We start from the raw sequence: 22321 nt of genomic DNA, 5'->3' as shown, positions 1-22321 counted from the left end.
GATGAGCAAAAGGACGTGCGATCTCCCTCGAATCCCTTCCGGCATAGTAGCACGCCTGACCGTTGAACCGACGAATCGATAAGAGACGGCCCGGTTTCGCATTCCTCGAGTCACGGCATGGTCGGGTTGAGGGGGAGCAAGGCGGGCACGCGTCGTCCGGGCGCCTTCTCGCCTTGCGTCAACCAGATCTTCCGTGCCTTTTTCAGCCCCGGAAGGAACAGGTCTCCGCGCACCGGCCGGGAAGATGCCTCCGCAAGGCCGTAAAGCGCCCCCTGCCGGTCCTGGTAAACCTGCTGCGTCTCGGCGTCGGCAAAACGGCCGAGCCAGTATTCGAGCGGCGTCACTCCCGCCTTGCGCGACCAGGCGTCGAGCGCGCGTGCGATGGCCTCGTCCGAGCCGCTCCTGCAGGCCTGCTCCACCTGCCGGAAAAATGCCGGCTCCGACTGCCGCTCTTTCGAGCGGCGCTCCTGCCACCATGCTTCGAGCCGACTCAGTCCGTTGGCCGAAGCCCAAAGGACGAGGGCAATGAGCAACACGCCACCGCCGATCACAGCCAGATGCAGCCAGTCGAAGGGCGGGCGTTGCGGCTCGGGCGCCGGAGGCGCGATGGCCGGGGAGCGCGTGGCCGCGGCTGCAACGGTCACGCTGACGGCGGGCGCGTTTGTCGATTGCGTCGCCGCCGAGGCCGGGTCGAACCAGCTCAGGGTCACCGCAGGCAGGACATAGGTGCCGGGCTCCCGGAAGAGATAGCTTGCAACGTCTTTGCGGATGCCCGCAATCGACTGGCCGTTGCGGTCCGTTTCTTCCGAAAGGGCGGGATCCTGCCGGTAGAGGCGCACCCCCTCGGGGGTTGAAAAATCCGGTTCGGGGATCATCATGGCGCGAAGGCCTTCGGCGCGCACGGTGATCGTCCGGACCAGTGTGTCACCCGCCTTCAGAACTGCCGGATCCTGATCCAGCTCCTGGCGGATGCTGACTTTCGCGGCAACGACACCGGGACGTTCACCGGCACTCTCCGGTGCTTCCCGAACGGTGAAGCGAAGCGGTGGAAGCGTAACTTCGCCGCGGGTGGCCTGAGGGGGGACTGCCGCATAGCCGAAAGTGATCACGGCAGGAGGCAAGCTGAAGTCGCCCGGCGACTGGGGCGTGACGATATAGGTGCGGCGAATGCCGGAGTAAGCGGCTCCGTCGATCGTTTCGTTGAGGTAGAGCGCCCGCCCGTCGTCAAGCGTAACGATCGCGCCCGGGAGGTCGATCACGGGGAATTGCGGCGGCTGCAGGAAGTAGTTCGGGACGAGCACGTCGACGTCTATGAGAATTTGCTGGCCGGCATAGAGCGTTCCCTTCGACTGCAGTGAAGCCCGGGCGAGCGGATCGGCGGATAGCGCCGGGCCTGCGGCAGCGATCCAGCAGAACAGCGCTGCAATGAGCCGGTACAAACGGGACGCTCGCGTCATCATTGCCGGTCCCCTTCCGATGCCTCAATCGCGAACTTGCGTGCCAGAAGCGCGGCCGGTGAAACCTGGATGTTGCGCATCCACATCTCCGCCGTCTGCGCGCCGGCCTGGACCTGACCTTCCTTGCCGTGCTTGGCCTTGTCGTCGAACTGGACGTCGTCCGGGTCCAATCCGGCGGCCTCCTGCTGTTTTTCCTCTTCCTGCTTGTCCTTCTCTTTCCTGCGCCGTTCCGCCAGCGCCAGATTGGTCTTTGCCTCGGCCCAATCGGCGCGCTGCTTAAGAGCCTGCCGGTAGGCGGCGATCGCTTCGTCCGGCTTGTCCAGATGCATCAGGGCGTTGCCTTGATTGAAATAGCTCTCCGGTGCCGTGGACCGGGCAAAGGCGTCGATCGCGTCCTGATAACGGCCGGCGCGATAGAGCGAAACACCGCGCCATTGCGGCTCGGCGAAGTGTTCAGCCGCGGCGGCATAATCGCCGCGGGAGAAAGCGCGCTGCCCTTGCTGGTCGGGCGTCAGCCACATGCCCACGAAGTCCGCCGCCTCCGCCCGCCCGGAGATGGCGAACGACAGGAGTACCACGATTGCCCCGAGCCAACGGACGCTCTGACCGCGGCGGAAGGTGAACGCGACCAGGATCGCGATCGCGATGGTCAGGTACCAGCCCATATCGCGCCAACGGGTAAGACCCTCCTCCGTTCTTTGTGCGAAGAACGTCTGTATACGCCGGACGATCCAGTCGACGTCGCCATCATCGAGGGTGACCGTCGCCACCTGCGTAGGGGAGGCCGACTGAAGTTCCTTCAAGGCGTCGACGTCGAGTCGCGCCTGGACGCGACCGCCGGTGCCGTCCGTCAGATACGCGCCGCTTCCGATCTTCACGGGGCCGCCTTCATCGGTGCCGATGCCCAGCACCATCAGGTCGTTGCGGCCCTTATATTGCGAGAAAGCGGCAAATGCGCCCTGCTCGACCCCATCGGTCAGAAACAGGATCGTGCCCGGCGCCGGCTCGGCGGCCAGGGCCGCCTCTGCGGCTTCGAGCGCCATGGCGGTATCCTTGCCTTCAACGGGCATGAGCGCTGGCGACAGCGCTGCGAGATAGGTGGCGACGAGCGACGCGTCCTCGGTCAGAGGCAGCACCATGTGGGCCGAGCCGGCATAGGCGAACAATGCCGTCCGGGCGCCTTTCCGTCTGGCCATGATGTCGCGCACCTTGAGCTTGGCGCGCTCGAGCCGTGTCGGCGAGATGTCGGTCGCATTCATCGTCTGGCCGAGGTCGACCGCGATCGCGAGCGGCGCCGTGTCTTCCACGAAGGGCGGACGCTCGCGTTCCCATGTCGGGCCGGCCGCGGCAAGGCCCGAGAGGGCAATCAGGCCGGCCACCAGATAGACGGGCCGGAACGTGCGCGCCTGGCCACCCTCGATGAGGAGGTGATCGAGCAGATTAGGCGCGATCAGGTGCTTCCAGCGGGAGCGCATATCCGATTGCCGGCGCATGAGCCATACGAGCAGTCCCGCCGCCAGGACCGCCAGCAGCCACCACGGGCGAAGGAAGTGGAAATCGGCAATCATGCGTCTGTCTCGCTGTTTCGCCTGCGGGCGGCGCGGATCGACAGCAGCCACATCAGGCCGTGATAGCCGAGCACGAGAAGAACGGCGGCACCCAGCGGGTAGTGGAACAGCTCGATGCGCGGACGCCAGCTCAGCGTCTTCTGGTTCGCCGGCGTGATGCTGTCGAGCAGCGCGTAGATATCTGCAAGCGCCTGCTGGTCCTGGCCGAAGAAATATCGCCCTCCCGTCGCCGAAGCGATCTTCTGCAGAACCGCCGTGTCGAGCTTCTCCTCCCCCTCGGCATTTGGATCGCCGATCCCGATCGCATGGATGCGGATGTTGTTCTGACCCGCGATCTCGGCTGCCTTGTCGGGCGGCATCTTGCTTGCGGTGTCGTTGCCGTCGGTCAGGACCACCAGCACCTTGTCGGGCGCCTGGCTCTCCTCGAACAGCTTGATCGACAGCCCGATCGCGTCGCCCAGCGCGGTTCGCGGGCCGGCCATTCCGGGCAAGGCGCCCGTCAGCATGGATCGGACGGTCGTATGATCCATGGTAAAGGGAACGAGCGGGTAGGGAGCGTCGCCGAAGGCGATCAAGCCCAGCCGATCATGCGGGCGGCGCTCGACGAAGTCCGCCACCACGCCCTTCACCGCATCGACCCGCGCCCCGAGATTGCCCTGCGGATCGCTGAAGTCGCGCGTGTCCATCGATTGGGAAAGGTCGAGGGCGAGCATGAGATCGCGCTGGGGCTCGGTCTTCTCGATCGGCGGCTCGACGAATTGCGGGCGGGCGAGCGCCGTCAGCACCAGAAGCCAGCAGACCGGGGCGATGATCTTTTGCAGCAGGTTGGCGCGCGGCACGACCGAGCCTTCCGTCGGGCCGGTGCCTGCGGCCTTGGTGATGTCCTCGAAGAAGGGAATGCGCACTGCCGGCGTCTGCTCCCGGTACGGCGGCAGCAGCCACCAGACGAGAAGCGGCGCGGGCAGGAGCATGAGGAGCCAGGGATGGTCAAGGACGTACATCGTGGGCCTCGATCCATTGGCGTGCCGCCGCGAGGCTATGACGCGCCCTAGCCTCGTCCGTCGCGGCTAGGTCCGACGGGCGGTATTCGCTCTCGGCGAAGAAACGATAGGCTTCATCGTCTATCCTTGCCGTGCCCGCATGTGCGCGCAGGAAATCGGACCAGCCTTCCCCGCTGAGGGAGGCGACCGTTTCCCTCTGCCAGGCCGCGAGCGCGGTGCGTTTGAGAAGCGCTGGCAGGCTTTGCAAAGCGTGCCTGCGCCCGGCCGGCGTATCGATGGCTTTCTCCAGCGTCGAAAGTTCCGCGAGCGCTTCCCGCCGATAACGGTTCCGCGCGCGTCGGCGGAGACGGCGCCGGAGGACCACGGCGAGGACGAGCACGACCGCCGCAAGGAGCGCCGCCCAGCCCCAAGTGGCCGGCATCATCGATACGGGCGGCGGCAAGGCGATATCGGCCATCTGCCTTAGGGTGGCGCCGAGCATCGGGTCGGGCGCGGGGGTAGGGTCCATCTACCGCCTCCTTTGCCGCCAGGCGAGCTGGCCGAGGAGCGTGCGCAATTGCGGTGCCACTTCTTCGGCCGCGGAGACGGGCAGCATGGGCAGCCCCATCTCTTCCTGCCACGAAAGCAGTTCGCGGCCCCTGTTGCGCGCAAAACTGTCTACGGCCTCGCGAACATTGCCGCGGCCGAACTGCAGCTCGGCCTGGAGCGCGCCGCCGCTCACGACCATCTCGCCCTGGTGCGGCAGGTCGAGAAGGAAGGGATCGTAGACGAGGACGGCGATGACGTCGTTTGCGACGGACATGCGCAGAAGAAGGTCGCGTGTCGCCGGCCCATGCCCGTCGAAATCGCTGACGACGATGATCAGATGGTCGTGCCGGGCGAGGGCTGCGACCTTGCCGAGAACGGCATTCAGTTGACCGGGCGACCTCTCGATATCGGAACCTGCGCTGAGCGCATTGTTCTGGATCGAAATCGTTTCGGCGAAACGGATGACGGCCCCGCGGCTCCGGTGCGGCCGGATGGCTTCCTGCTCCAAGTCGTTGAAGACCACGCCGCCGACGCGGTCGCCGAGCGCCATCACGCGCCAGGCGCATAGCGCCGCAACCTCGGCGGCGGCTACCGATTTCATCGACCGGCGGCTTCCGAAGAACATGTTGGTGCGCTGGTCGACGATGATGAGGGCGGGGCGGTCCTTCTCTTCGTTATAGACGCGCACGAATGGCTGCCCGGTGCGGGCGGTGACGCGCCAGTCGATCGTGCGGATATCGTCTCCCGGCATATAGGTTCGAAGTTCCTCGAAGCTGAGGCCACGACCGCGCATGCGCGATTCATGGCGCCCGGCGAGGAAGCGGCGAACGGGGGCCTTGCGCAGGAAAGTCAGGTCGGAGGCGATCGATTCCAGCGCCACGAGATTGTCGACGGAAACGTAGGCGCCATCCGTATCGCCAGCGGCCCGGCGTACGATCTCCTTCGTTCTTCCGAATGCGGGCAGGGAAATTGCCATCGCAAGTCCTCCCGATCAGGCAGTTGCCACTTTCTCCACGATCCGGTCGACGGCCTGGTCCGCGGTGATCCCGCCGGCATGGGCTTCGTAGGAGAGCACGAGCCTGTGGCGGAATACGTCGTTTACGATCGCCTGGACGTCGTCCGGCGTCACGAAATCGCGGCCCTTCAGCCAAGCGTGAGCACGCGAGACCTTATCGAGCCCGATCACGCCGCGCGGACTGGCGCCGACCTGGATCCATTTGGCGAGCTCCGGATCGATCTTGTCAGGATAGCGCGTCGCCATGACGAGCGCGACGATATAGTCCTCGACCGCCTTGGAGACGGCAACCTCCGATATCTCCCTTCGCGCGGCGAGCACCACCTCGGCGGCGAGCTTCTGCACCTCGGCGCTCTTGGCGTGCGGCTCCTTTTCCTCGGAACGGACGAGCTCCATGATTGCGACTTCCGAATTCGCATCCGGATAGTCGACGCGGACCTGCATCAGGAACCGGTCGAGCTGAGCCTCGGGCAGGGGATAGGTGCCCTCCTGCTCGATCGGGTTCTGCGTTGCCATCACAAGGAAGAGGGCCGGCAGCGGGTGGCTCTGGCCGCCGACCGTGACCTGCCGTTCCTCCATCGCCTCGAGCAATGCCGACTGCACCTTTGCCGGCGCGCGGTTGATCTCGTCGGCGAGGATCAGATTGGCGAAGACCGGCCCCTCCTGGAACTTGAACTCGCCCTTGCCGCCTTCGCTGAAATAGACTTCGGAGCCGGTGATGTCGGAGGGCAGCAGGTCGGGGGTGAACTGGATGCGCGACAGGCTCGCTTCGAGGTTCCTGGCGAGGCTCTTGATCGCCCTGGTCTTGGCAAGCCCGGGCAGACCCTCGACAAGAAGGTGGCCGTTGCCGAGCAGGCCGAGCAGGAGACGCTCGATCATGGCTTCCTGGCCGATGATCGATTGCCCGATCCTTTTGCCGAGTGCCTGGATGTCTTCCCGGTTTCCCATCGCGTTCCCCTCTGTCCATTCGCGTACGCATTCGAGCATTTCGGTTTCGGTGCACTGCGCCGTGCACGTGAAGGCTGCATCAAGATACGCACCAAGGTTATGCAGCTTCCCTTGGCATGCGTTAACTCGCCAGCATCGCGGCCAGGGCGACCACCACAGGCCCCATGAGCGGCAGCAATACGTTCGAGATCGCGTAGGTAACCGTATATCCGATCACGGGAATGGAATTCCCGGCCTGGGAGACGAGCGCGCTTATCGTCGGCGTGCTGCAATGCTGCCCGGCGATCACGCCCAGGAGAATAGGCGTTTCGATCTTCATCAGCTTCGAGCCGACCAGCAAAGAGACGAAAGCCGGGATGAAAGAGACGAGCAGGCCCAGGACCGGCAGGATCAGGCCGTATTGCATGACCAGGTCGATCGCGTCGGGTCCGGCGCTGAGGCCGATCGCGGCGATGAACGCTGCCAGACCGAACTCCTTGGCGAAGTCCGCGGCGGCGACCGGCAGGTTGGCGCGCGCCGGGTTGCGCATGTTGAGCCAGCCGAAGGCAAGCCCGGAGATCAAGGCACCGCCGCCCGAGCCGAGCGTCAGCTCCAGCGCGCCGATCGTGAGACTGAAGTGGCCGATCAGGAGACCGACGACGATGCCGAGCCCGAGAAAGATGAAATCGGTCCTCTCGCCCGGGGGCAGCGTCTTGCCGAGTTCGGCGGCAGCCCGAGAGACTGCCTGCTCTGGACCGTAGAGCGTAACGATATCTCCTTGCTGGAGGATCGTCCCGGAGAGCGCGGGGATGTGCTGTCCCATGCGACGGACGCTCGAGATGAATATGCCGCGCTGCAATTCGGGCGCCGCCATCTGCCTCAACTGCCGTATCTGGCGGCCGAAAGCCTCCTTGCGCACGAGCACGACGTCGCGTGTCGTCAGGGCGAAACTCGTCTCCTGGGGAACCGGCACTTCGTCGCCCAGCCGGTCGCGAACCGCGATCCCAGCGTTGCGGCGTCCGCGCACGAACGCGATGTCGTCCGGCTCCAGCAGGAAATCGCCCGTCGTTTCGAGAATTTCGCCGTGGCGCTGCACGCGTTCGAGAGCGACGGCAAAGTTCCGGCTTTTCTCGAATTCGCCGACGGTCTGGCCCGCTGCAGGGCCGGCCCGGAAGGCGCGGCCGACGAATATGGGAAGGCCTTCCGCCTGGTCGTCCTCCTCATCGGTCGAGCCGAGCTTGCGCGCGAGCTCCTGCGCCTCTTTTCTGAGATCGACCTTCAGGATCAACGGGGCGATCTGGGTCGTGAAGATGACGATGGCGATGAGGCCGAAGAGATAGGTGAGGCTATAGGCGGTCGCGACATTCGCTTGCAGGAGCTCGATGTCCCCGGGCGGCAAAGGGAGGTGCGAAATCGCTTCCGATGCGGTTCCGAGGACGGCGGACTCGGTCGCCGAACCGGCAAAGAGCCCCGCGGCCGTGCCCACGTCGAGCCGAAAGACGAGGATCGATACCGCCAGGAGCAGGAGGACGCAAACAATCTCGATGATCGAAAAGATCCCGTATCGCCATCCGCCGCGGATATTGGCGAAGAACTGCGGTCCGGCCGAGAAGCCGAGCGCGTAGATGAAGAGGGCGAAAGCGGCATCCTTGAGATCCGGGCTTATCCGCACTCCAAGCTGTCCTAGGGCGAGCGCCACGAAAAGCGTCCCGCAAACCCCGCCGAGTTGCACGGGGCCGACCTTCAGCCGACCGATGAGATAGCCGAGCGCGAGCGATATGAAGAGGGCTATGACAGGGTCGGTCAGAAACGACATGGAAAAGTCCGTTGCGCATCGAAGGGTCGATGGAGTTCCAGTCTCGTGCGGGCGACATCGCCGCCCGCACGAGAGCGAAATCAGCGCTTCTCGTATTCCTCGTGGAATTCATCTGCCATTCGCTTGAGAGCCTGCCCGATCGCGGCATATTCGTATTCGTTGAGATTGGCGAGGGAGGCGCGGCCAGCCGGTTTCTGCGTACCGAAGCCCGTTCCCGGCAGAAGCACGATGCCCGTCTCGTCGGCTATGCGGAACAGCAGTTCACGGCCGTTGAACTTTTCGTCACCCATTTGGCGAATTCCTTGCCGTAAAGCTTGCGGGCGAGATCCTCGAGGTCCAGCAGGGTGTAGTAGTCGACGGCATTCGGATCGGCCTCCAGGGACAGGCCGAGTTCGCGATAGAGCGCCGCCTCGCGCTTGCGGATGATGTTTTTGAGCGATGTCTTGTAGCTGTCTGCCTCGTCCATCAGCGCGAACAGCGAGAAGAGGACGAGTTGCACCTGCTGCGGGGTCGAGAGGCCGGCGGTGTGGTTGAGGGCCACCGTTCGGCTGTCGGCGACGAGCCGGTCGATGAACTTCAGCGAGCGCACATCCGGCAACAGCGAACCATAGCGGCGGTCGAGCGCCTCCTTTGCTTCCTCGGGAAGATCGGCGAGCCTCTGGTCGAGGACGTTCTGCCGATGCGTCGCGACCACCCCGAGCCGCCATCCTGTCGCACCGAAATATTTCGAATAGGAATAGACGAGGATAGTGTTCTGCGGGCATGTCGCGAAGAGCGACCGGAAATCATCCGCAAATGTGCCGTAGACGTCATCCGTCAGAATGATGAGATCCGGGCGGTCGTTGGCGACGATGTCGGCGATCCGCTTCAGGCTTCTGTCGTCGAGTTTCACCGATGGGGGATTGCTGGGATTTATGCAGAAGAAGACCTTGATCGCGGGATCTTTCAGCTTGTCGAGCTCTTCGTCGGAATATTGCCAGCCATTGGCCGGATCCGCGTTCAGCGCCACCTCCTCAAGTGCGTATTCATCGAGTTCCGGGATTTCGATGTAGGGCGTGAAGACCGGCATGCCGATCGCAACCCTGTCGCCTTTCTTCACGAGGTGGTTCTGCTTGAGGGTGTTGAAGATGTAGGTCATTGCCGCCGTACCGCCTTCGACGGCAAACAGATCGATACTCTTTGGCGGCAAAAAGCCGCCAACCATCTCCTTGACGATGTAATGCTTGGCGATTTCCTCGCTTATTTTGAGCATTCGCGGCGGAACCGGATAGTTGCAGCCGATAATGCCTTCGACCATTTCATGCAGGAACTCGGAGGCGGAAAGCCCAAGCTGGTCGCGCACATAGCTCAGCGCGCGCGCCAGAAAGGCAACTCCCTCCATATGGTGGTTTTCAGAGGCGAAGCGCTCGAACCGGGACTCGATGCCCTCTATGTTGGGCAATCCTCCGATACCCTTCTGGAGATAGGAGAAGGAAAGCTCCGACTCGGCGGTCGCAAAGAGGCCAAGCTGAAAGAAAGCGCGGCGAGGAAGCGTCGCCAGAAAGTTCGGATTGCCGCGGCCGGCATTCAGCATCAGGCGGTTCTGTTTGGCCGAGGCGAGCTTGATCAGTTCGTCCTTCAGCTCGAACGGGCTCAGTTTTGCATAGCGGCTATAGTCTGTCTTCATCGGGGTTCTCCCTCATGAGCGAGATCATGCAAAAGCGACGACCAGCGGCCCGAGCAATGTCAGGAAGACATTCGCCAGGGCATAGGTGATTGCGAAGGGAACGGTCGGAACGGAATTGCCGGCCTTGTCCAGAATTTCGCCGAAAGCCGGGTTGGCACTGCGGGAACCTGAAAGGGCGCCGGCAAAGATGGCCGCATTGTCGTAGCGCAGCAGATATCTGCCGACCGCCATGGTGACGAGCAGCGGAAGGATGGTGACCACCACGCCGATCAGGAAGATCGAGAGGCCGTGCTCGGCGATCGTCGTCACGGCCTGCTGCCCCGACTGCAGGCCGACCACCGCCACGAAGCCGGCAAGACCCAGATCCCGCAGAAGCGTCGAAGCGCCGGTCGGCATGTTGCCGATCGCCATGTTCCGCGTCCTCAGCCAACCGAAGAAGAGGCCCGACAAAAGTGCGCCGCCGCCGCTTCCAAGCGTCAGCGGTATCGAGCCAAGGCGGACCACGATCAGACCGACGAGAAGGCCAAAGACCAGCCCCAGTCCGTGATAGACGAAATCGGTCTTGTCGCTCGGGACGATGGTGGTCCCCACGCGCTTTGCGACACGTGCGACGTCGTCGGTCGTGCCGTAAAGGGTTACCACGTCGCCGGCTGCGATCAGCGTGTCCTTGGCAAGGGCAAGTTTCTGCCCGCCGCGCTTGACCTCGATCACGAAGATCCCGTGCTTCAGTTCCGGAGTGGTCTTCTCGCGGATGTCCGCCACCGTATGACCGACGAAATCGCGATTGGAGATCACGACGTCGCGCGTGACGACGATGACATCCATCCCTTCGGAGGACTGAAGCTCGCCTCCGAGCATCGGCGCTGCCGAAACGACGGCGTCGCGCCGGCCGACGACAAGCACGATGTCGCCGGTTTCAAGCTTCAGCCCCGGGTCGTTGCCGATGAGCTTGCCGCCGCGTTTGACGCGTTCGATCGAGATCGTTGCGGCCGGCCCCTGTCCCTCGAGTTCCAAGATCGTACGGCCGGCGGCCTTGCCGACGCTGAAAAGGCGCCCGACCAGCATGGGCAGCGCCGGTTGCTCGCCTATGCCGTAGACGCTGGCGCCGGCCAGCATCTCGGCTTCCGCCTTGATCGCGTCGTCGCGGATGCTGCGGCCCATGAACCATTCGAGAATGTTGACGCAGACGATGATCGCGCCGAAGGAGCCGAAGATGTAAGTGACGGCATAGCCGATGGCGACATTGGCCTGCAGCCTCTGCGCCTCCTCGGCGGCAAGGCCGAGTTTCCCGATGGCCGCGCCGGCAGTGCCGATGATCGCGGACTGGGTCAAGCCGCCGGCGGCGATCCCCGCCGCCAGCCCCTTGTCGAGCCCGAACAGGCGGGCAAGAACGATGACGGTGACGAGGCCGGTGATCGCCAGGACCGCGGCCATGATGATCTCGCGTATCGACTGCCGGCCGAGAGAACGGAAGAATTGCGGCCCGCTTTCGAAGCCGACGGCATAAATGAAGAGCGCGAACAGGACGGCCTTGACGCCGTTGTCTATGGTCACGCCGATCTGGCTGATCAGGACTGCGACGAGGAGCGAACCGGCCACGCCGCCAAGCTGGAACTTGCCGAACTGGAACTTGCCGATCCAATACCCGCCCGCGAGCGCCAGAAACAGCGCGATTTCGGGAGACTGGTGCAGAAGAGACTGGATGAACGTCACTGAGGCCCCCGTTGAAATGATTTGAAAAACACGAACGTCCAGAATGGTGCACTCGAAAGTGCAGGGTCGGACTTGGCCGGCCCCGAAGCCTTTTATCGGCGCGGATCGACGCCGCTCCTCACAGGAGGAGCAGCTTCTTCATCACGGAAAATACCTCCTTGTAGGGCAGCTTCGTTGCGCCGGCGACGGCGAAAGGGATGAGCGCGGCTGCGGCCACCGGTACCACCGCCTCCCGGCTGACCAGCATGGTTTTGAGCTTCTGGGTCGCCTCGTAGAGCTTGCTCGGATCGGGAATATCGTCCGCCGGCTCCGGCGTCGGATCTTCGAAGATGTTTCGGCCGGCGGACTTGCGTTCGGCCGCCCGGTGGTAACGCGTCGCCTGCGCGCCGAGCAATGCCAGGCCGTTTTGCTTCAGGCGGGAGAGCGGAGGCGTGAAGGCTGAAAGCGGGTAGGCGAAGAATGCTATGACGATCGCCAGCCAGCCGGTCATGACCATGCTGAATGTCGTCATCGAAAGACTTTCCTGCAGGAGGTTCTTTGCGATCGCCGCCGCGATTGCCGAGCTCATGCCGAAGACGAAGAAGACGTAGGCGTTCGGATATTGTGCGAGGAAAGCCAGTCCGCCCTTGCCGTCCGGATGGGTCGCAACGAGCCGGAGGTCGAGCCTGGCTATGCGGCGCAGCAGTTGCGCCCAGACGAGGTGCCGCCACATGCCTCGCAGAAAAAGAAAGACGAAGAGGGGAAGGCTGACGCAGATCGACCACCAGCCGGCGGCAGTGATCCTGTTGCCTTCAGGCCGATGCTCGACCGCCCAGGAGGACACGTCGACCGTGTGGAAGTTGAGGTAGGACAGGGTTGCTGCGAATATCGCGACGGCCAGGCAGACGAGTTCCGCTCCGCGCGAATCGCGTCGGCGCAGCGCCTCCGACAGGTCGCGTGTGGCTTGCGTCGTCGCGGTCGGCGCGATGATCGGAGCGCGCACGAACTGCGCCAGTCGGGCCCTGAGACCACGCTCGACCTGCTGTTCCGCCAGAATGAAAGCGCCAATGCCGATGAAGAATTTCGCCCATACTCCGGGGTCCGCGAGATAGGCATTCTGGCTGTGATCGAGCGAGAAGCTGCGCGGAATCCCGAGCAGGAAGGGTACGCCCCAGGCCAGCGCAACGAAAAGGATCGCTCTCGTCCCCGACCGAAGCGTGTTTTCCCGAAGCAGCTTGAGCTGCGCCTGCAACTCGAAAAACGGCCCGCCATGGGACGCGCGGAAATCGGCAAGACCGGGAGAGGGGGATTTATCTACCGCGTCATTGTCCGTCGACGGATGTGTAACACCGTTCACGCTCATGACCACCATAGTTCATTGCTCAAGGATAGGTCCGGCATTGCTGCGCCGGAGAGTCCATGGTCTATCCATCAGCGATTTTCGGCATGAGCGATAGATGGACCAAGGGCCAACGGATCGGCCGAATATTTGTCGAGAGGCTGGGATTTGCTGTATTTTGGGGGGGAATACCCCTTAATATTTGTGGATTGCAATTGAGTCGAGCAAGTCGCACAACGATGAATTGTTATCGGCTTGTCATTCGGGTCTGATACTTGGGCACGCCGGTTGGGAATGCATGAGGTACGGCCAGGGGGCATGGTGCTGCGAATTCGGCCGCGAGCGGTCATCGTTACTTTGATCGTCCTGTTGGCGGGGGCCTTCGCTGCGCGGGCCGCCGTGCCCCGGCGTGTGCTGCTGGTCTATGAAAGCGAAAGCACGCTTCTTGCCGCCAGGCAGATCGCGTCGGGTTTCGGCGAGTATATGGAGGCAAACGCGCCCGAACACATCGAATACTACACGGAATATCTCGACACACTGCGCTTTACGTCGCCGGACCATTCCCGCCGCGTTGCGGACTTTCTCGAGGCCAAATACGGGCGAATGGATCTGGACGTCGTGGTGACCGGCGGCCCGGGGGCGTTGCGGTTCGTGCTGGAGATGCGCGATCGTTTTGCCAAGGATGTCCCCGTGGTTTTCGGTGCCGTTACCGAGAATTCGGTCGTGGAGACTCTGCCGGCCGACGTCAAGGGCGTCGTCAGCCGCTTCGATCTGGGCAAGACAGTCCAGCTTGCCAGTCGCCTTCAACCGAGGGCACGCAAGGTGGTGGTCATGTACGGCTCGGCGCCCTTCGACCGGAAATGGGGCGAGACGGCGCTCGCGGTTCTGGGGGAGCGTTACGCGAGCCTTGACGTCGAATATGTTTCCGGCCTTTCCCTCGACGGTTTCCGAAGCGCCGCCGCAGGACTCTCGTCCGATGCCGCCCTCGTGATACTCACCGTCTTTCAGGACGCGGAGGGCACGAAATTCGTCCCGCGGGACGCGGCGAGGAAGATCGCGGCTGCGTCGGGCGCGCCGGTCTACACTGTGTACAGTTCCTATTTCGGTTCGAATGTTCTGGGCGGCCATGTCGGGACCTTCCAGTCGATCGGAGCACAAATGGCGGCGCTGTCCTTGGACATCATGCGGGGCGATCTTTCGGCGCCCCAGACTACGCCCGCGCGTGAGACGGCGCTCGTCGACTGGCGTGAAGTCCAGCGTCTTGGGATCGATGACGTGTTGATACCCGCCGAGGCCGAAATCAGGAACTATGCGCCAAGTGCCTGGGAGCGTTACCGCATACCCATCAGCGCGGCCTTCCTCGTGATCGCCGCGCAAATGCTGACCATTGCCGCACTCGTCTATCAGAACCAGCGGGGCCGCAGGCTCGAAGCGACCCTTGCCTCCGAACGCATCGAGCTTGCCCATCTCTCGAGGCGGTCGCAGCTCGGCGAGCTTTCCGGTGCCTTCGCGCATGAGCTGACGCAACCGCTGACTTCCATTCTCGCCAACGCCGAGGCGGGGCAGAAGCTCTCCACGGAAACGACCCCGGACATGAGCGAAATTCGGGCGATCTTCGACGATATCGCCGCGGACGACAGACGGGCGTCGTCGGTCATTTCGCAGCTGCGCAGCATGATGCTGAAGGGCGAATCTTCGCAGGAAATCCTCGACCTGAAGGAGGCGGTCCGCCAGACCGTTGCTCTGGCCCGCGCAGAGATGGTGGCGCGTCGCACCGAGGTGGAGGTACATGATGAGCTGGCGAGCGTTCGGGTCAAGGGAAACCTCGTGCAGCTCCAGCAGGTGATCCTCAATCTGCTCGTAAATGCGGCCGACGCCATGGCAGACCTCCCGCCGAGGCAACGGAGGGTTGAAATCGGTGTCGACAAGGGCAAGAATGGCTATTGTGAACTGTTCGTGGCGGACATGGGGCCGGGCATACCGGCCGAGATGCAGAGCGAAATATTCAAGCCGTTCGTGAGCTCCAAGAAGGGCGGTCTCGGCCTCGGCCTCGCAATCTGCCGAAGCATCGTCGAGGCTCAGGGCGGGAAATTATTCTTTGACGACGGTGTGAAGCGGGGAGCGCGGGCCGTAGTAATTCTGCCTTCAGCCTAGAGGTGCATGATGGGGGACAGCGCCGGTAAAGTACTGCTGCTTGACGACGACGAGTTCGTGTTGCGGTCTTTGAGGAGACTGCTCTCGGCTTCGGGGTACTACGTGACGGTGTATCAGAGTGCTCGCGCGTTCCTGGCATCGGACGATCTGGACACGGCCGATTGCGTCATTCTTGACCTCGGCCTGCCGGACTCCGACGGTTTCCTCGTGCAGGAAGCACTGGCCGCCGCAGGCGGAAGCCAGTCGATCGTCTTTCTGACGGGGAGAGGCGATATCCCCGCAAGCGTTCGGGCGATGAAGGCGGGGGCCGTGGACTTCCTTACGAAACCGGTGGAGGCCGATGCCCTGCTGGCCGCCGTGGGCGTCGCGCGCCAGCGCGCACGGTCCCGGCGCGAGATGGAAGAGAGGAAGGCGAGCGTGGTAAAGCGGCTCGACAGCCTCACGGCGCGCGAAACGCAGGTCATGCATCTCGTCGTGGCCGGTCTCCTGAACAAGCAGATAGCCGCCGATCTCGGAACGGTGGAAAAGACCATCAAGGTTCACCGCGGCCGCATGATGGCGAAACTGGGCGTGCGAACGGTCGCCGACCTCGTTCGCCTCGTCGCGATTGCAGAACCGGCAGGTGGGGACATTGGGCCCAAGTCCAACTACGATCAAACCGGGCCATGATATATGAATGGTGAATGAGCGAGAAACAGCGCATAGTTGCGATTGTGGACGATGACGAGCTGGTTCGTCGCGCACTTTGCCGTCTCGTACTGTCATTGTCCTTCAAGCCGGTGGCATTTGCCTCCGGCGAGACGTTTCTGGAGGAACTCGAAGAAACCGAGCCGACCTGCGTTCTGCTGGATCTTCACATGCCGAACATGAACGGGCTCGACATATTGCACGAGCTCAGCGCGCGGCGGCCGAGGCTGGCCGTTATCGTCATAACGGGCGCGGATGAAGACGGTGTGCGCGAGAATTGCATGCGGGCCGGCGCAGCGGGCTTCCTCAACAAGCCGCTCTCCCGCGATACGCTTTTCTCGGCCATCGAAGCGGTGGGAGGCGATCGGCGTCCTACAACGGAGCCGCGCGTCCAATAGGACGCGCTAAATCCTTGAGACCGCGCAATTCCGGAAGGAAAGCCGTTACACACGTTTCCTGAAAATGCTCTCTTTAAGTGAAAGATCTACGGCTCCGGCCTTTGCATCGACGGTGCTCAATCTCACTCCGGATAGACGACCTTCCAGTCATCCTTGATGCTCACGAGCGTCCAGCCGCGTGCGGGCGCCTCGTCGAGGCCGCGTGCGAGCCGGCCGAAATGGGAGTCCCGGTCATAGGCGTTTTCGCGCTGCGCGTCGTCGTGGTGGACGATCAGGCCGAACCGGCGTCCGGGACCCGAAGTCGTCCATTCCAGCATCTCGAAGTCGCCGTCGGAATTGCCGAAGGCGGCAATCGGGCGCCTTCCGATGAACTTGTTGATGCCCACGGGCTTGCCGGGGCCGTCGTCGATGAAGTCGATCTCCGGCAGGCGCATGATCGCCGGCACGCCGTCGCGCAGCTCGTATTTCGCCTTGATGCTGGAGCCGACCACGTTCTGCTGCGGGATACCGTAAACACGCTCGGTCCAGGGGCGCATGAATTCCACCCCGCCGCCCGAGACGATGAAGACCTCGAACCGGTTGGTCTTCAGATAGTCGATCAGTTCGACCATCGGCTGGAAGATGTGCGCGGTATAGGGTTTGCCTGATACCGGGTGCCGAGCGCTGGCGATCCAGTCGGAAACGATCTTTTCGAATTCCTCGGCGGACATTCCGGCGTGAGTGGCGGCGACGAGTTCGAGCAATCCGCGCTCGCCGCGACGCCGGCCATGTCTCCGGCGAGCACCGATTTGAACGGCTCCGTCGTCTGCCATTCCGGATGTTGCGGCGCCAGCTGCTTGACGCGGTCGAGCGCGAAAGCGAGCTGCACATACATGGGCTGTTCGCCCCAAAGCGTACCATCGTTGTCGAAGACCGCGACGCGGGCCGCCGGTTCGACGAAATCGGCGCTTCCCTCCGTCGTCGTCGCTGTCACGAAATCCATGATGCGTGCCTTCGCGTCGCCATCGACCCACGAGGGCAGGATCGAGGAGCCATCCGCCAGCGCGGGACGCATCGAGGAGGTCGCGGCGGCGAACGCGGCGATTTTCAAGGCCGAGCGGCGGCTGATCTCGAACATGTTCTATCTCTCAGGACTGACGTTGCCGGATATGGAGGTCTTGGCTTGCGAGTGGACGCTTGCGAGTGGACGCCGCCGGGTCGAACGCAGTATGGAGGGGCGTTCCCTCGTCAGGCGCCGGCCAAGAATATCATTCGGCCGTTTTCGGAGCAGCGATAGTTGGACCAAAGGCCAACTTGCCGCTGTTCAATTCGCCGCGTAACTCGCAAGTAATGGCGATAGTGCAAGTACTTCGGCGTACAAGCTCTGGAACGGGAAGTCCGACAGCGATCTTGTGATCGATAGCCGTGCAGCCAGGTTCGGTGGGGGCCGAGCAAGGCTCGCGTCAGGTCGCTTTTCGCGGATGCGCAGATTGCAGGCAAGGAGAGATCATGGATTATCCTGGCTGTCTACAATCCAGGGGACTCGGTCCGGTACGCAGGACAGGAACATCGGCGCTGAAGTTGCGGCATGCGGCGGCGCTTGCTGGTGCGGTCGCTGCGGCTTGCGGCGTTGCCCAGGCGCAGGACTCCTCGGGTGCTGATCTCGCCAAACAACTTTCAAATCCGATCGCCTCGCTGATCAGCGTGCCCTTCCAATTGAACTACGACCGCGGCTTCGGTCCGGATGACGGGCACCGGGTCACGGTGAACGTCCAGCCTGTGATACCGATCAGCCTCAACGAGGACTGGAACCTGATTTCGAGAACGATCCTGCCGGTGATCTCGCAGAGCGACATTGCCGGGCCCTCGGGCGATCAGTTCGGCCTCGGCGATACCGTGCAGAGCTTCTTCTTCTCCCCCAAGGAGCCGACTGCCGGCGGAATCATCTGGGGCGCAGGCCCGGTCTTTCTCATTCCGACGGGAACGGACGATCTGCTCGGCAGCGAAAAATGGGGCATCGGCCCGACCGCCGTCGCATTGAAGCAGGACGGTCCATGGACATATGGGGCGCTCGTAAACCACATCTGGTCCTTCGCCGGCGACGACGACAGGGCCGACGTCAATTCGACCTTCCTGCAGCCCTTCGTTTCCTACACGACGCCGGACGCCTGGACATTCGCGCTCAACACCGAAAGCACCTATGACTGGGAGAGCGACGAGTGGTCCGTCCCGATCAACTTCCAGGTGTCCAAGCTGGTAAAACTCGGCGAACAGCCGGTGAGCATTACTGCCGGCGCCCGTTACTGGGCGGCGGCACCGGACAACGGGCCGCAGGGCTGGGGCGCGCGCCTCGCCGTGACGTTCCTGTTCCCGAAATGAAGAGTGTCCGCGAGGTGTCCTTCCGGAGCGCTTCGCGTGGAATTCCGCTTTGCACCAGCGACCATTCCGGCTGCCGCAGAGCAAGCGTGAGATCAGATCGGGCGGTCGCTCGAGACTGTAACCTGAAGTGCAAAGCGCAGGGAGTGAGGCTATGCCGAGTCAGTTGCTCAGACTGATCGTCCGTCCGATCGGTGTTGCGGGCCTGGCGATCTTGATGGTTGCCAGCCCGACCTTGGTTCCCCGAGGACTTGCCCAGGGGACGACCCAGGGCGAGGCGGGTGCGGCGAGCGAGGACCAACCCGATCTTCTGACCGAGGAAGAGCTCGAAATCATGGTCGCGCGCATCGCGCTCTACCCGGACGAGCTCGTCGCCCTAGTCAGCTCCGCATCGCTCTATCCGTTGCAGATCGTGGAGGCCGCGCGCTTCCTCGAGGAGAAGAAGACGGCCAAGGACCTGCAGCCCAAGAATAGCTGGGACGACAGCGTTGTATCGCTGCTCAACTATCCCGAGATCGTCAAGATGATGAGCGACGACCTCGACTGGACCCAGGCGCTCGGAAGCGCGCTTGCCTATCAGCAGAAGGACGTTCTGGTCGCGATCCAGACACTGCGCGACAAGGCCGTGGCCGATGGCGTCATCAAGACCGACGACAAGGTGAAAGTCGTCAACGAGGGCGACAATATCGTCATCCAGGCGGCGGATCCGGAAAGGATCTATGTTCCGCGGTACGAGCCTGAAATGCTCTATGAGCCGGGCTATGCGCCGGCGCCGGTCGCCTATTACCCCGATCCCTATCCGAACTACTATTATCCGTCGGCGCCCTACTTTGCCGCCGCGATAACCGGGGCCGCGATATGGGCCGCGGCGGTCGACTGGGACGACTGGGGCGTCTGGGGCGGACATTGGGACGGCGACGTCGACATCGATTGCGACAATTGCTTCAACGACATCGATGTCGACCGGGACAAGTTCAAGATGAACGACGTCGACTGGAAGAACGTCGATCGGTCCAAGATCAAGTTCGACAAGAACCAGCTGGCCAATATCGACCGTGACAAGTTCAAGAACGACTTCAAGGCCAACCGCAACAACAACATCGCCAACCGCGCGAGGGATGTGAACCGTGATCGTGGGGACATTGCCCGCAGGCCGGCAAAGGTCTCCGTCGACGACATCCGCAAGAGCAAGGTCGATGCGAGCCGCGTTCGGGCCGAACGCGAGCGGGCCGGCAATGTCCAGCGGCGCGTTGACGCACCGCGCCGTGATGGCGGGGCGGCGGCGAACCGTGCCCGCGCAAGCACCGGCAAGGCCGCAAGCCCCCGGTCGAACGTTCACCGCAAGGCGCATGCGTCGAAGCCCGGCGCTCACGCACACCATTCCTCCGGCGGCAAGCATTCGGCGCTAGGCAAGGTCGGCAACAAACGGCAGACCCACATCTCGTCCAACCGTGGACGTCACTCCATGGGCGGTGGCCATCGTGGGGGCGGCGGAGGACACAAGATGGTGAAGCGTGGCGGCGGACGTCGGCGGTAATCAGATCGGGAGGCTTACGATGACCAAATCCATTCGTGACGGGATCGCTCTCTCGCTCTTCGGGATGATCCTTCTCGGCAGCACCGCGCTTGCTCCGGCAGCCCTGGCACAGGAAGCCGGTGCCGACGTGCCGCTTGCCGATTATGCGGCGGCAGAGGATCCGCCCGTCTTCGACACGCCGGAACTGGCGGTTGAGGCTTTCAAGCAGACCGTCGATGGTGGCGACTTTGACAAGCTCGCGGCACTCCTCGGCCTGGACCCGGCCAAGACCAGGGCAAGCGACGGGGTGATGGAGACCTATGCCGACATAAAGGAAGGCGTCAAGGAGAAGGTCGTCGTCGAGGATGTGGAGGGCCGCAAGGTCGTCGAGATCGGCGACGAACTGTGGCCGTTTCCCTTCCCCATCTCAAAAGGGGACGATGGCAAATGGGCGTTCGACACCTTTGTCGGACTGGAAGAGATCGCCAACCGCCGGGTCGGGGATAACGAACTTGCCACGCTTGCCACCATGCGCGCCTATGTCGGCGCGCAGGAGGAATATGCACTCGGCGATCATGACGGCGACGGTGTCCTGGAATACGCACAGAAGCTGATCAGCACCGAGGGTGCACAGGACGGCCTTTACTGGCCCGCGGAGAAGTTCGGCGGCGAGGAGAGCCCCGCTGCGGCGGCGCTCGCCGAAGGCGATGCCTTGGACCGGGCCAAGGCGGGCCAGGGCTTTCAAGGCTACCGCTACCGCATCCTGACCGGCCAGGGCGACAATATCGCGGGGGGGAAATTCGACTATGTCATCAACGGCAACATGATTGCCGGGTTCGGCCTCGTTGCCTGGCCCGTGAGATACGGCGCCACCGGAGTGAAGACCTTCGTCGTCAATCGCAACGGCATCGTCTACGAGGCGGATCTCGGCGAGGATACCGAGAAGACGGCCGCCGCCATCCGCACGTTCAATCCGAACGACGACTGGGCGGTCGTCCAGGACTGAGGAAGGGGGGCATTCGAATCGCGAAACGCAAAACGGTGCAGTACGGCGGCAACATCAGTGAATATTATGCCGCCGACGGCCGGCTTGCCGAGCAGGTGAATGCGGACAAGACTGCGGGCCTGGTACAAGATGTCAGGGAGTGCACTGGCGTGGCGCTGCCCGTGCCGGCAGGCGCAGGAATCGGTCGCAGGGGAGACTGCCGATGAAGCCTTCTTTGAACAGCGTGGTTGACCTTGAAGCCGCGGCGGAGATGGTCTGGGTTTCCGGTGCGACTTTCATGATGGGGTCGAACGACCATTACCCCGAGGAAGCGCCCGTGCATCCGGTAACCGTGGACGGATTCTGGATCGACGAGACACCGGTAACGAACCGCCAATTCCTCGAATTCGTAAATGCGACGGGGCATGTGACCTTCGCGGAAAGAAAGCCGCGCGCGGAAGACTATCCGGGCGCCCCGCCGTCCAATCTGAGGGCGGGCTCGCTCGTCTTCACGCCCCCGAAGCGCCCGCTGCAGGGAACGGATATATCGCAGTGGTGGATCTTCACGTTGGGTGCCAACTGGCGGCACCCGCTCGGGCGCAAGAGCAGCATCGGAGCGATCCTGGACCATCCGGTCGTCCATGTCGCTTACAGCGACGCAAAGGCCTATGCCGAATGGGCCGGAAAGGAGCTCCCGACCGAAGCCGAGTGGGAGCTGGCGGCCCGCGGCGGTCTCGCTGGGGCCGAATTTGCCTGGGGCGACGAGCTTGCGCCGGGCGGAAATCATATGGCCAATACCTGGCAGGGAGGTTTTCCGGTCGAGAATTCGATGGATGACGGTTTCGCGCGAACTTCGCCGGTCAGATTCTACCCGCCGAACGGCTACGGCCTCTACGACATGATCGGCAACGTGTGGGAGTGGACCACGGATTACTGGTCCGTGCGCCATCCGGAAGCGGCCGCCAAGCCCTGCTGCATTCCGAGCAATCCCCGCAATGCGGATGCCGATGCGAGCATCGATCCGGCGGCGAGAGTGAAAGTCCCGCGCCGGGTGCTCAAGGGCGGATCGCATCTCTGCGCGCCGAACTACTGCCGGCGGTACCGCCCTGCGGCAAGGCATGCCCAGGAAATCGACACGACGACCAGCCATGTCGGTTTCCGATGTGTCAGGCGCATGCCTGGAAGCTCGGGGGGATCGCGTGTTTAGCGCCAGGCTC

Annotated in this window: 18 protein-coding genes and 1 pseudogene; 7 read left to right on the top strand and 12 right to left on the bottom strand. The window is 63.2% G+C overall.

All coding sequences use genetic code 11. The features are described 5' to 3' along the window. Positions 1-110 precede the first annotated feature (110 nt). The 11 genes from M1D34_RS24270 to M1D34_RS24220 form a co-directional block, all read right to left on the bottom strand. Positions 111-1460, bottom strand: coding sequence for a BatD family protein (locus tag M1D34_RS24270; RefSeq protein ID WP_498782755.1), 1350 nt, complete (start codon positions 1458-1460; stop codon positions 111-113). Then, complete coding sequence (locus M1D34_RS24265) at positions 1457-3025, bottom strand: VWA domain-containing protein (RefSeq protein ID WP_498782753.1); 1569 nt, start codon at positions 3023-3025, stop codon at positions 1457-1459. Before M1D34_RS24265 ends, M1D34_RS24270 begins: the two co-directional genes overlap by 4 nt. After that, positions 3022-4026, bottom strand: coding sequence for a vWA domain-containing protein (locus M1D34_RS24260; RefSeq protein WP_498782751.1), 1005 nt, complete (start codon positions 4024-4026; stop codon positions 3022-3024). Before M1D34_RS24260 ends, M1D34_RS24265 begins: the two co-directional genes overlap by 4 nt. Beyond that, positions 4013-4534 carry a DUF4381 domain-containing protein gene (locus tag M1D34_RS24255; protein WP_498782749.1) on the bottom strand — a complete coding sequence of 174 codons (522 nt, stop codon included), beginning with the start codon at positions 4532-4534 and terminating at the stop codon, positions 4013-4015. Before M1D34_RS24255 ends, M1D34_RS24260 begins: the two co-directional genes overlap by 14 nt. Next, the gene (locus M1D34_RS24250) at positions 4535-5530 is read right to left on the bottom strand and encodes a DUF58 domain-containing protein (protein WP_498782747.1); all 996 of its coding nucleotides are present in this window, start codon (positions 5528-5530) and stop codon (positions 4535-4537) included. 15 nt (positions 5531-5545) lie between these two features. Next, positions 5546-6517 (bottom strand): AAA family ATPase, encoded by a 972-nt coding sequence (locus M1D34_RS24245; protein ID WP_498782745.1) that lies wholly within the window; start codon positions 6515-6517, stop codon positions 5546-5548. 121 nt (positions 6518-6638) lie between these two features. After that, positions 6639-8312 (bottom strand): aspartate-alanine antiporter, encoded by a 1674-nt coding sequence (aspT, locus tag M1D34_RS24240; protein ID WP_498782743.1) that lies wholly within the window; start codon positions 8310-8312, stop codon positions 6639-6641. Positions 8313-8392: 80 nt separating this feature from the next. Then, positions 8393-8602 carry a hypothetical protein gene (locus M1D34_RS24235; RefSeq protein ID WP_498782741.1) on the bottom strand — a complete coding sequence of 70 codons (210 nt, stop codon included), beginning with the start codon at positions 8600-8602 and terminating at the stop codon, positions 8393-8395. Continuing rightward, the gene (locus M1D34_RS24230) at positions 8557-9978 is read right to left on the bottom strand and encodes a bifunctional aspartate transaminase/aspartate 4-decarboxylase (RefSeq protein ID WP_498782739.1); all 1422 of its coding nucleotides are present in this window, start codon (positions 9976-9978) and stop codon (positions 8557-8559) included. Before M1D34_RS24230 ends, M1D34_RS24235 begins: the two co-directional genes overlap by 46 nt. A 24-nt stretch (positions 9979-10002) precedes the next feature. After that, positions 10003-11691: an aspartate-alanine antiporter gene (gene aspT / locus M1D34_RS24225; protein WP_498782737.1), complete on the bottom strand. Its 1689-nt coding sequence runs from the start codon at positions 11689-11691 to the stop codon at positions 10003-10005. A 118-nt stretch (positions 11692-11809) separates the two neighbouring features. Further along, complete coding sequence (locus M1D34_RS24220; RefSeq protein ID WP_498782735.1) at positions 11810-13033, bottom strand: hypothetical protein; 1224 nt, start codon at positions 13031-13033, stop codon at positions 11810-11812. Between the two features lie 294 nt (positions 13034-13327). On the opposite strand from M1D34_RS24220, the gene M1D34_RS24215 reads away from it, so the two are divergent. From M1D34_RS24215 to M1D34_RS24205, 3 genes are read left to right on the top strand one after another with little or no spacing between them, the layout of a single operon-like run. Beyond that, the gene (locus tag M1D34_RS24215) at positions 13328-15163 is read left to right on the top strand and encodes a sensor histidine kinase (RefSeq protein ID WP_498782733.1); all 1836 of its coding nucleotides are present in this window, start codon (positions 13328-13330) and stop codon (positions 15161-15163) included. A gap of 9 nt (positions 15164-15172) precedes the next feature. Beyond that, the gene (locus M1D34_RS24210) at positions 15173-15832 is read left to right on the top strand and encodes a response regulator transcription factor (protein WP_498782731.1); all 660 of its coding nucleotides are present in this window, start codon (positions 15173-15175) and stop codon (positions 15830-15832) included. Positions 15833-15846: 14 nt separating this feature from the next. Continuing rightward, on the top strand, positions 15847-16248 hold the full coding sequence (locus M1D34_RS24205) for a response regulator transcription factor (protein WP_498782729.1): 402 nt from the start codon (positions 15847-15849) through the stop codon (positions 16246-16248). Positions 16249-16370: 122 nt separating this feature from the next. Here the strand turns inward: M1D34_RS24205 and M1D34_RS24200 are convergent. Beyond that, positions 16371-17365 (bottom strand): annotated as a pseudogene (locus tag M1D34_RS24200) (HAD family hydrolase). Positions 17366-17736: 371 nt separating this feature from the next. On the opposite strand from M1D34_RS24200, the gene M1D34_RS24195 reads away from it, so the two are divergent. The 4 genes from M1D34_RS24195 to M1D34_RS24180 all read left to right on the top strand — a co-directional run bounded on the left by M1D34_RS24195 (position 17737) and on the right by M1D34_RS24180 (position 22311). Continuing rightward, positions 17737-18606 (top strand): transporter, encoded by an 870-nt coding sequence (locus tag M1D34_RS24195; RefSeq protein ID WP_498782727.1) that lies wholly within the window; start codon positions 17737-17739, stop codon positions 18604-18606. Between the two features lie 151 nt (positions 18607-18757). After that, positions 18758-20140 (top strand): DUF3300 domain-containing protein, encoded by a 1383-nt coding sequence (locus tag M1D34_RS24190; RefSeq protein ID WP_498782725.1) that lies wholly within the window; start codon positions 18758-18760, stop codon positions 20138-20140. Positions 20141-20159: 19 nt separating this feature from the next. Continuing rightward, a complete protein-coding gene (locus M1D34_RS24185) occupies positions 20160-21125 on the top strand; it encodes a DUF2950 family protein (RefSeq protein ID WP_498782723.1) in 966 nt (321 codons plus the stop codon). Between the two features lie 202 nt (positions 21126-21327). Next, entirely contained in the window at positions 21328-22311 is a 984-nt protein-coding gene (locus M1D34_RS24180; protein ID WP_498782721.1) for a formylglycine-generating enzyme family protein, read from the top strand. Positions 22312-22321 lie beyond the last annotated feature (10 nt).

It is taken from the genome of Ensifer sp. D2-11, from assembly GCF_054161295.1.
The sequence above is the reverse complement of the archived record's forward strand: the minus strand, read 5'-3'. Positions and strand labels throughout refer to the sequence as shown.

Bases quoted from the DNA above. Each gene is read 5' to 3' on its own strand.
- M1D34_RS24265 (WP_498782753.1), bottom strand. From the start codon at position 3,025: ATGATTGCCGATTTCCACTTCCTTCGCCCGTGGTGGCTGCTGGCGGTC.
- M1D34_RS24245 (WP_498782745.1), bottom strand. From the start codon at position 6,517: ATGGGAAACCGGGAAGACATCCAGGCACTCGGCAAAAGGATCGGGCAA.
- M1D34_RS24195 (WP_498782727.1), top strand. From the start codon at position 17,737: ATGGATTATCCTGGCTGTCTACAATCCAGGGGACTCGGTCCGGTACGC.
- M1D34_RS24260 (WP_498782751.1), bottom strand. From the start codon at position 4,026: ATGTACGTCCTTGACCATCCCTGGCTCCTCATGCTCCTGCCCGCGCCG.
- M1D34_RS24185 (WP_498782723.1), top strand. From the start codon at position 20,160: ATGACCAAATCCATTCGTGACGGGATCGCTCTCTCGCTCTTCGGGATG.
- aspT (WP_498782743.1), bottom strand. From the start codon at position 8,312: ATGTCGTTTCTGACCGACCCTGTCATAGCCCTCTTCATATCGCTCGCG.
- M1D34_RS24180 (WP_498782721.1), top strand. From the start codon at position 21,328: ATGAAGCCTTCTTTGAACAGCGTGGTTGACCTTGAAGCCGCGGCGGAG.
- M1D34_RS24270 (WP_498782755.1), bottom strand. From the start codon at position 1,460: ATGATGACGCGAGCGTCCCGTTTGTACCGGCTCATTGCAGCGCTGTTC.
- M1D34_RS24190 (WP_498782725.1), top strand. From the start codon at position 18,758: ATGCCGAGTCAGTTGCTCAGACTGATCGTCCGTCCGATCGGTGTTGCG.
- M1D34_RS24255 (WP_498782749.1), bottom strand. From the start codon at position 4,534: ATGGACCCTACCCCCGCGCCCGACCCGATGCTCGGCGCCACCCTAAGG.
- M1D34_RS24235 (WP_498782741.1), bottom strand. From the start codon at position 8,602: ATGGGTGACGAAAAGTTCAACGGCCGTGAACTGCTGTTCCGCATAGCC.
- M1D34_RS24205 (WP_498782729.1), top strand. From the start codon at position 15,847: ATGAGCGAGAAACAGCGCATAGTTGCGATTGTGGACGATGACGAGCTG.
- M1D34_RS24250 (WP_498782747.1), bottom strand. From the start codon at position 5,530: ATGGCAATTTCCCTGCCCGCATTCGGAAGAACGAAGGAGATCGTACGC.
- M1D34_RS24215 (WP_498782733.1), top strand. From the start codon at position 13,328: ATGGTGCTGCGAATTCGGCCGCGAGCGGTCATCGTTACTTTGATCGTC.
- M1D34_RS24230 (WP_498782739.1), bottom strand. From the start codon at position 9,978: ATGAAGACAGACTATAGCCGCTATGCAAAACTGAGCCCGTTCGAGCTG.
- M1D34_RS24220 (WP_498782735.1), bottom strand. From the start codon at position 13,033: ATGAGCGTGAACGGTGTTACACATCCGTCGACGGACAATGACGCGGTA.
- M1D34_RS24210 (WP_498782731.1), top strand. From the start codon at position 15,173: ATGGGGGACAGCGCCGGTAAAGTACTGCTGCTTGACGACGACGAGTTC.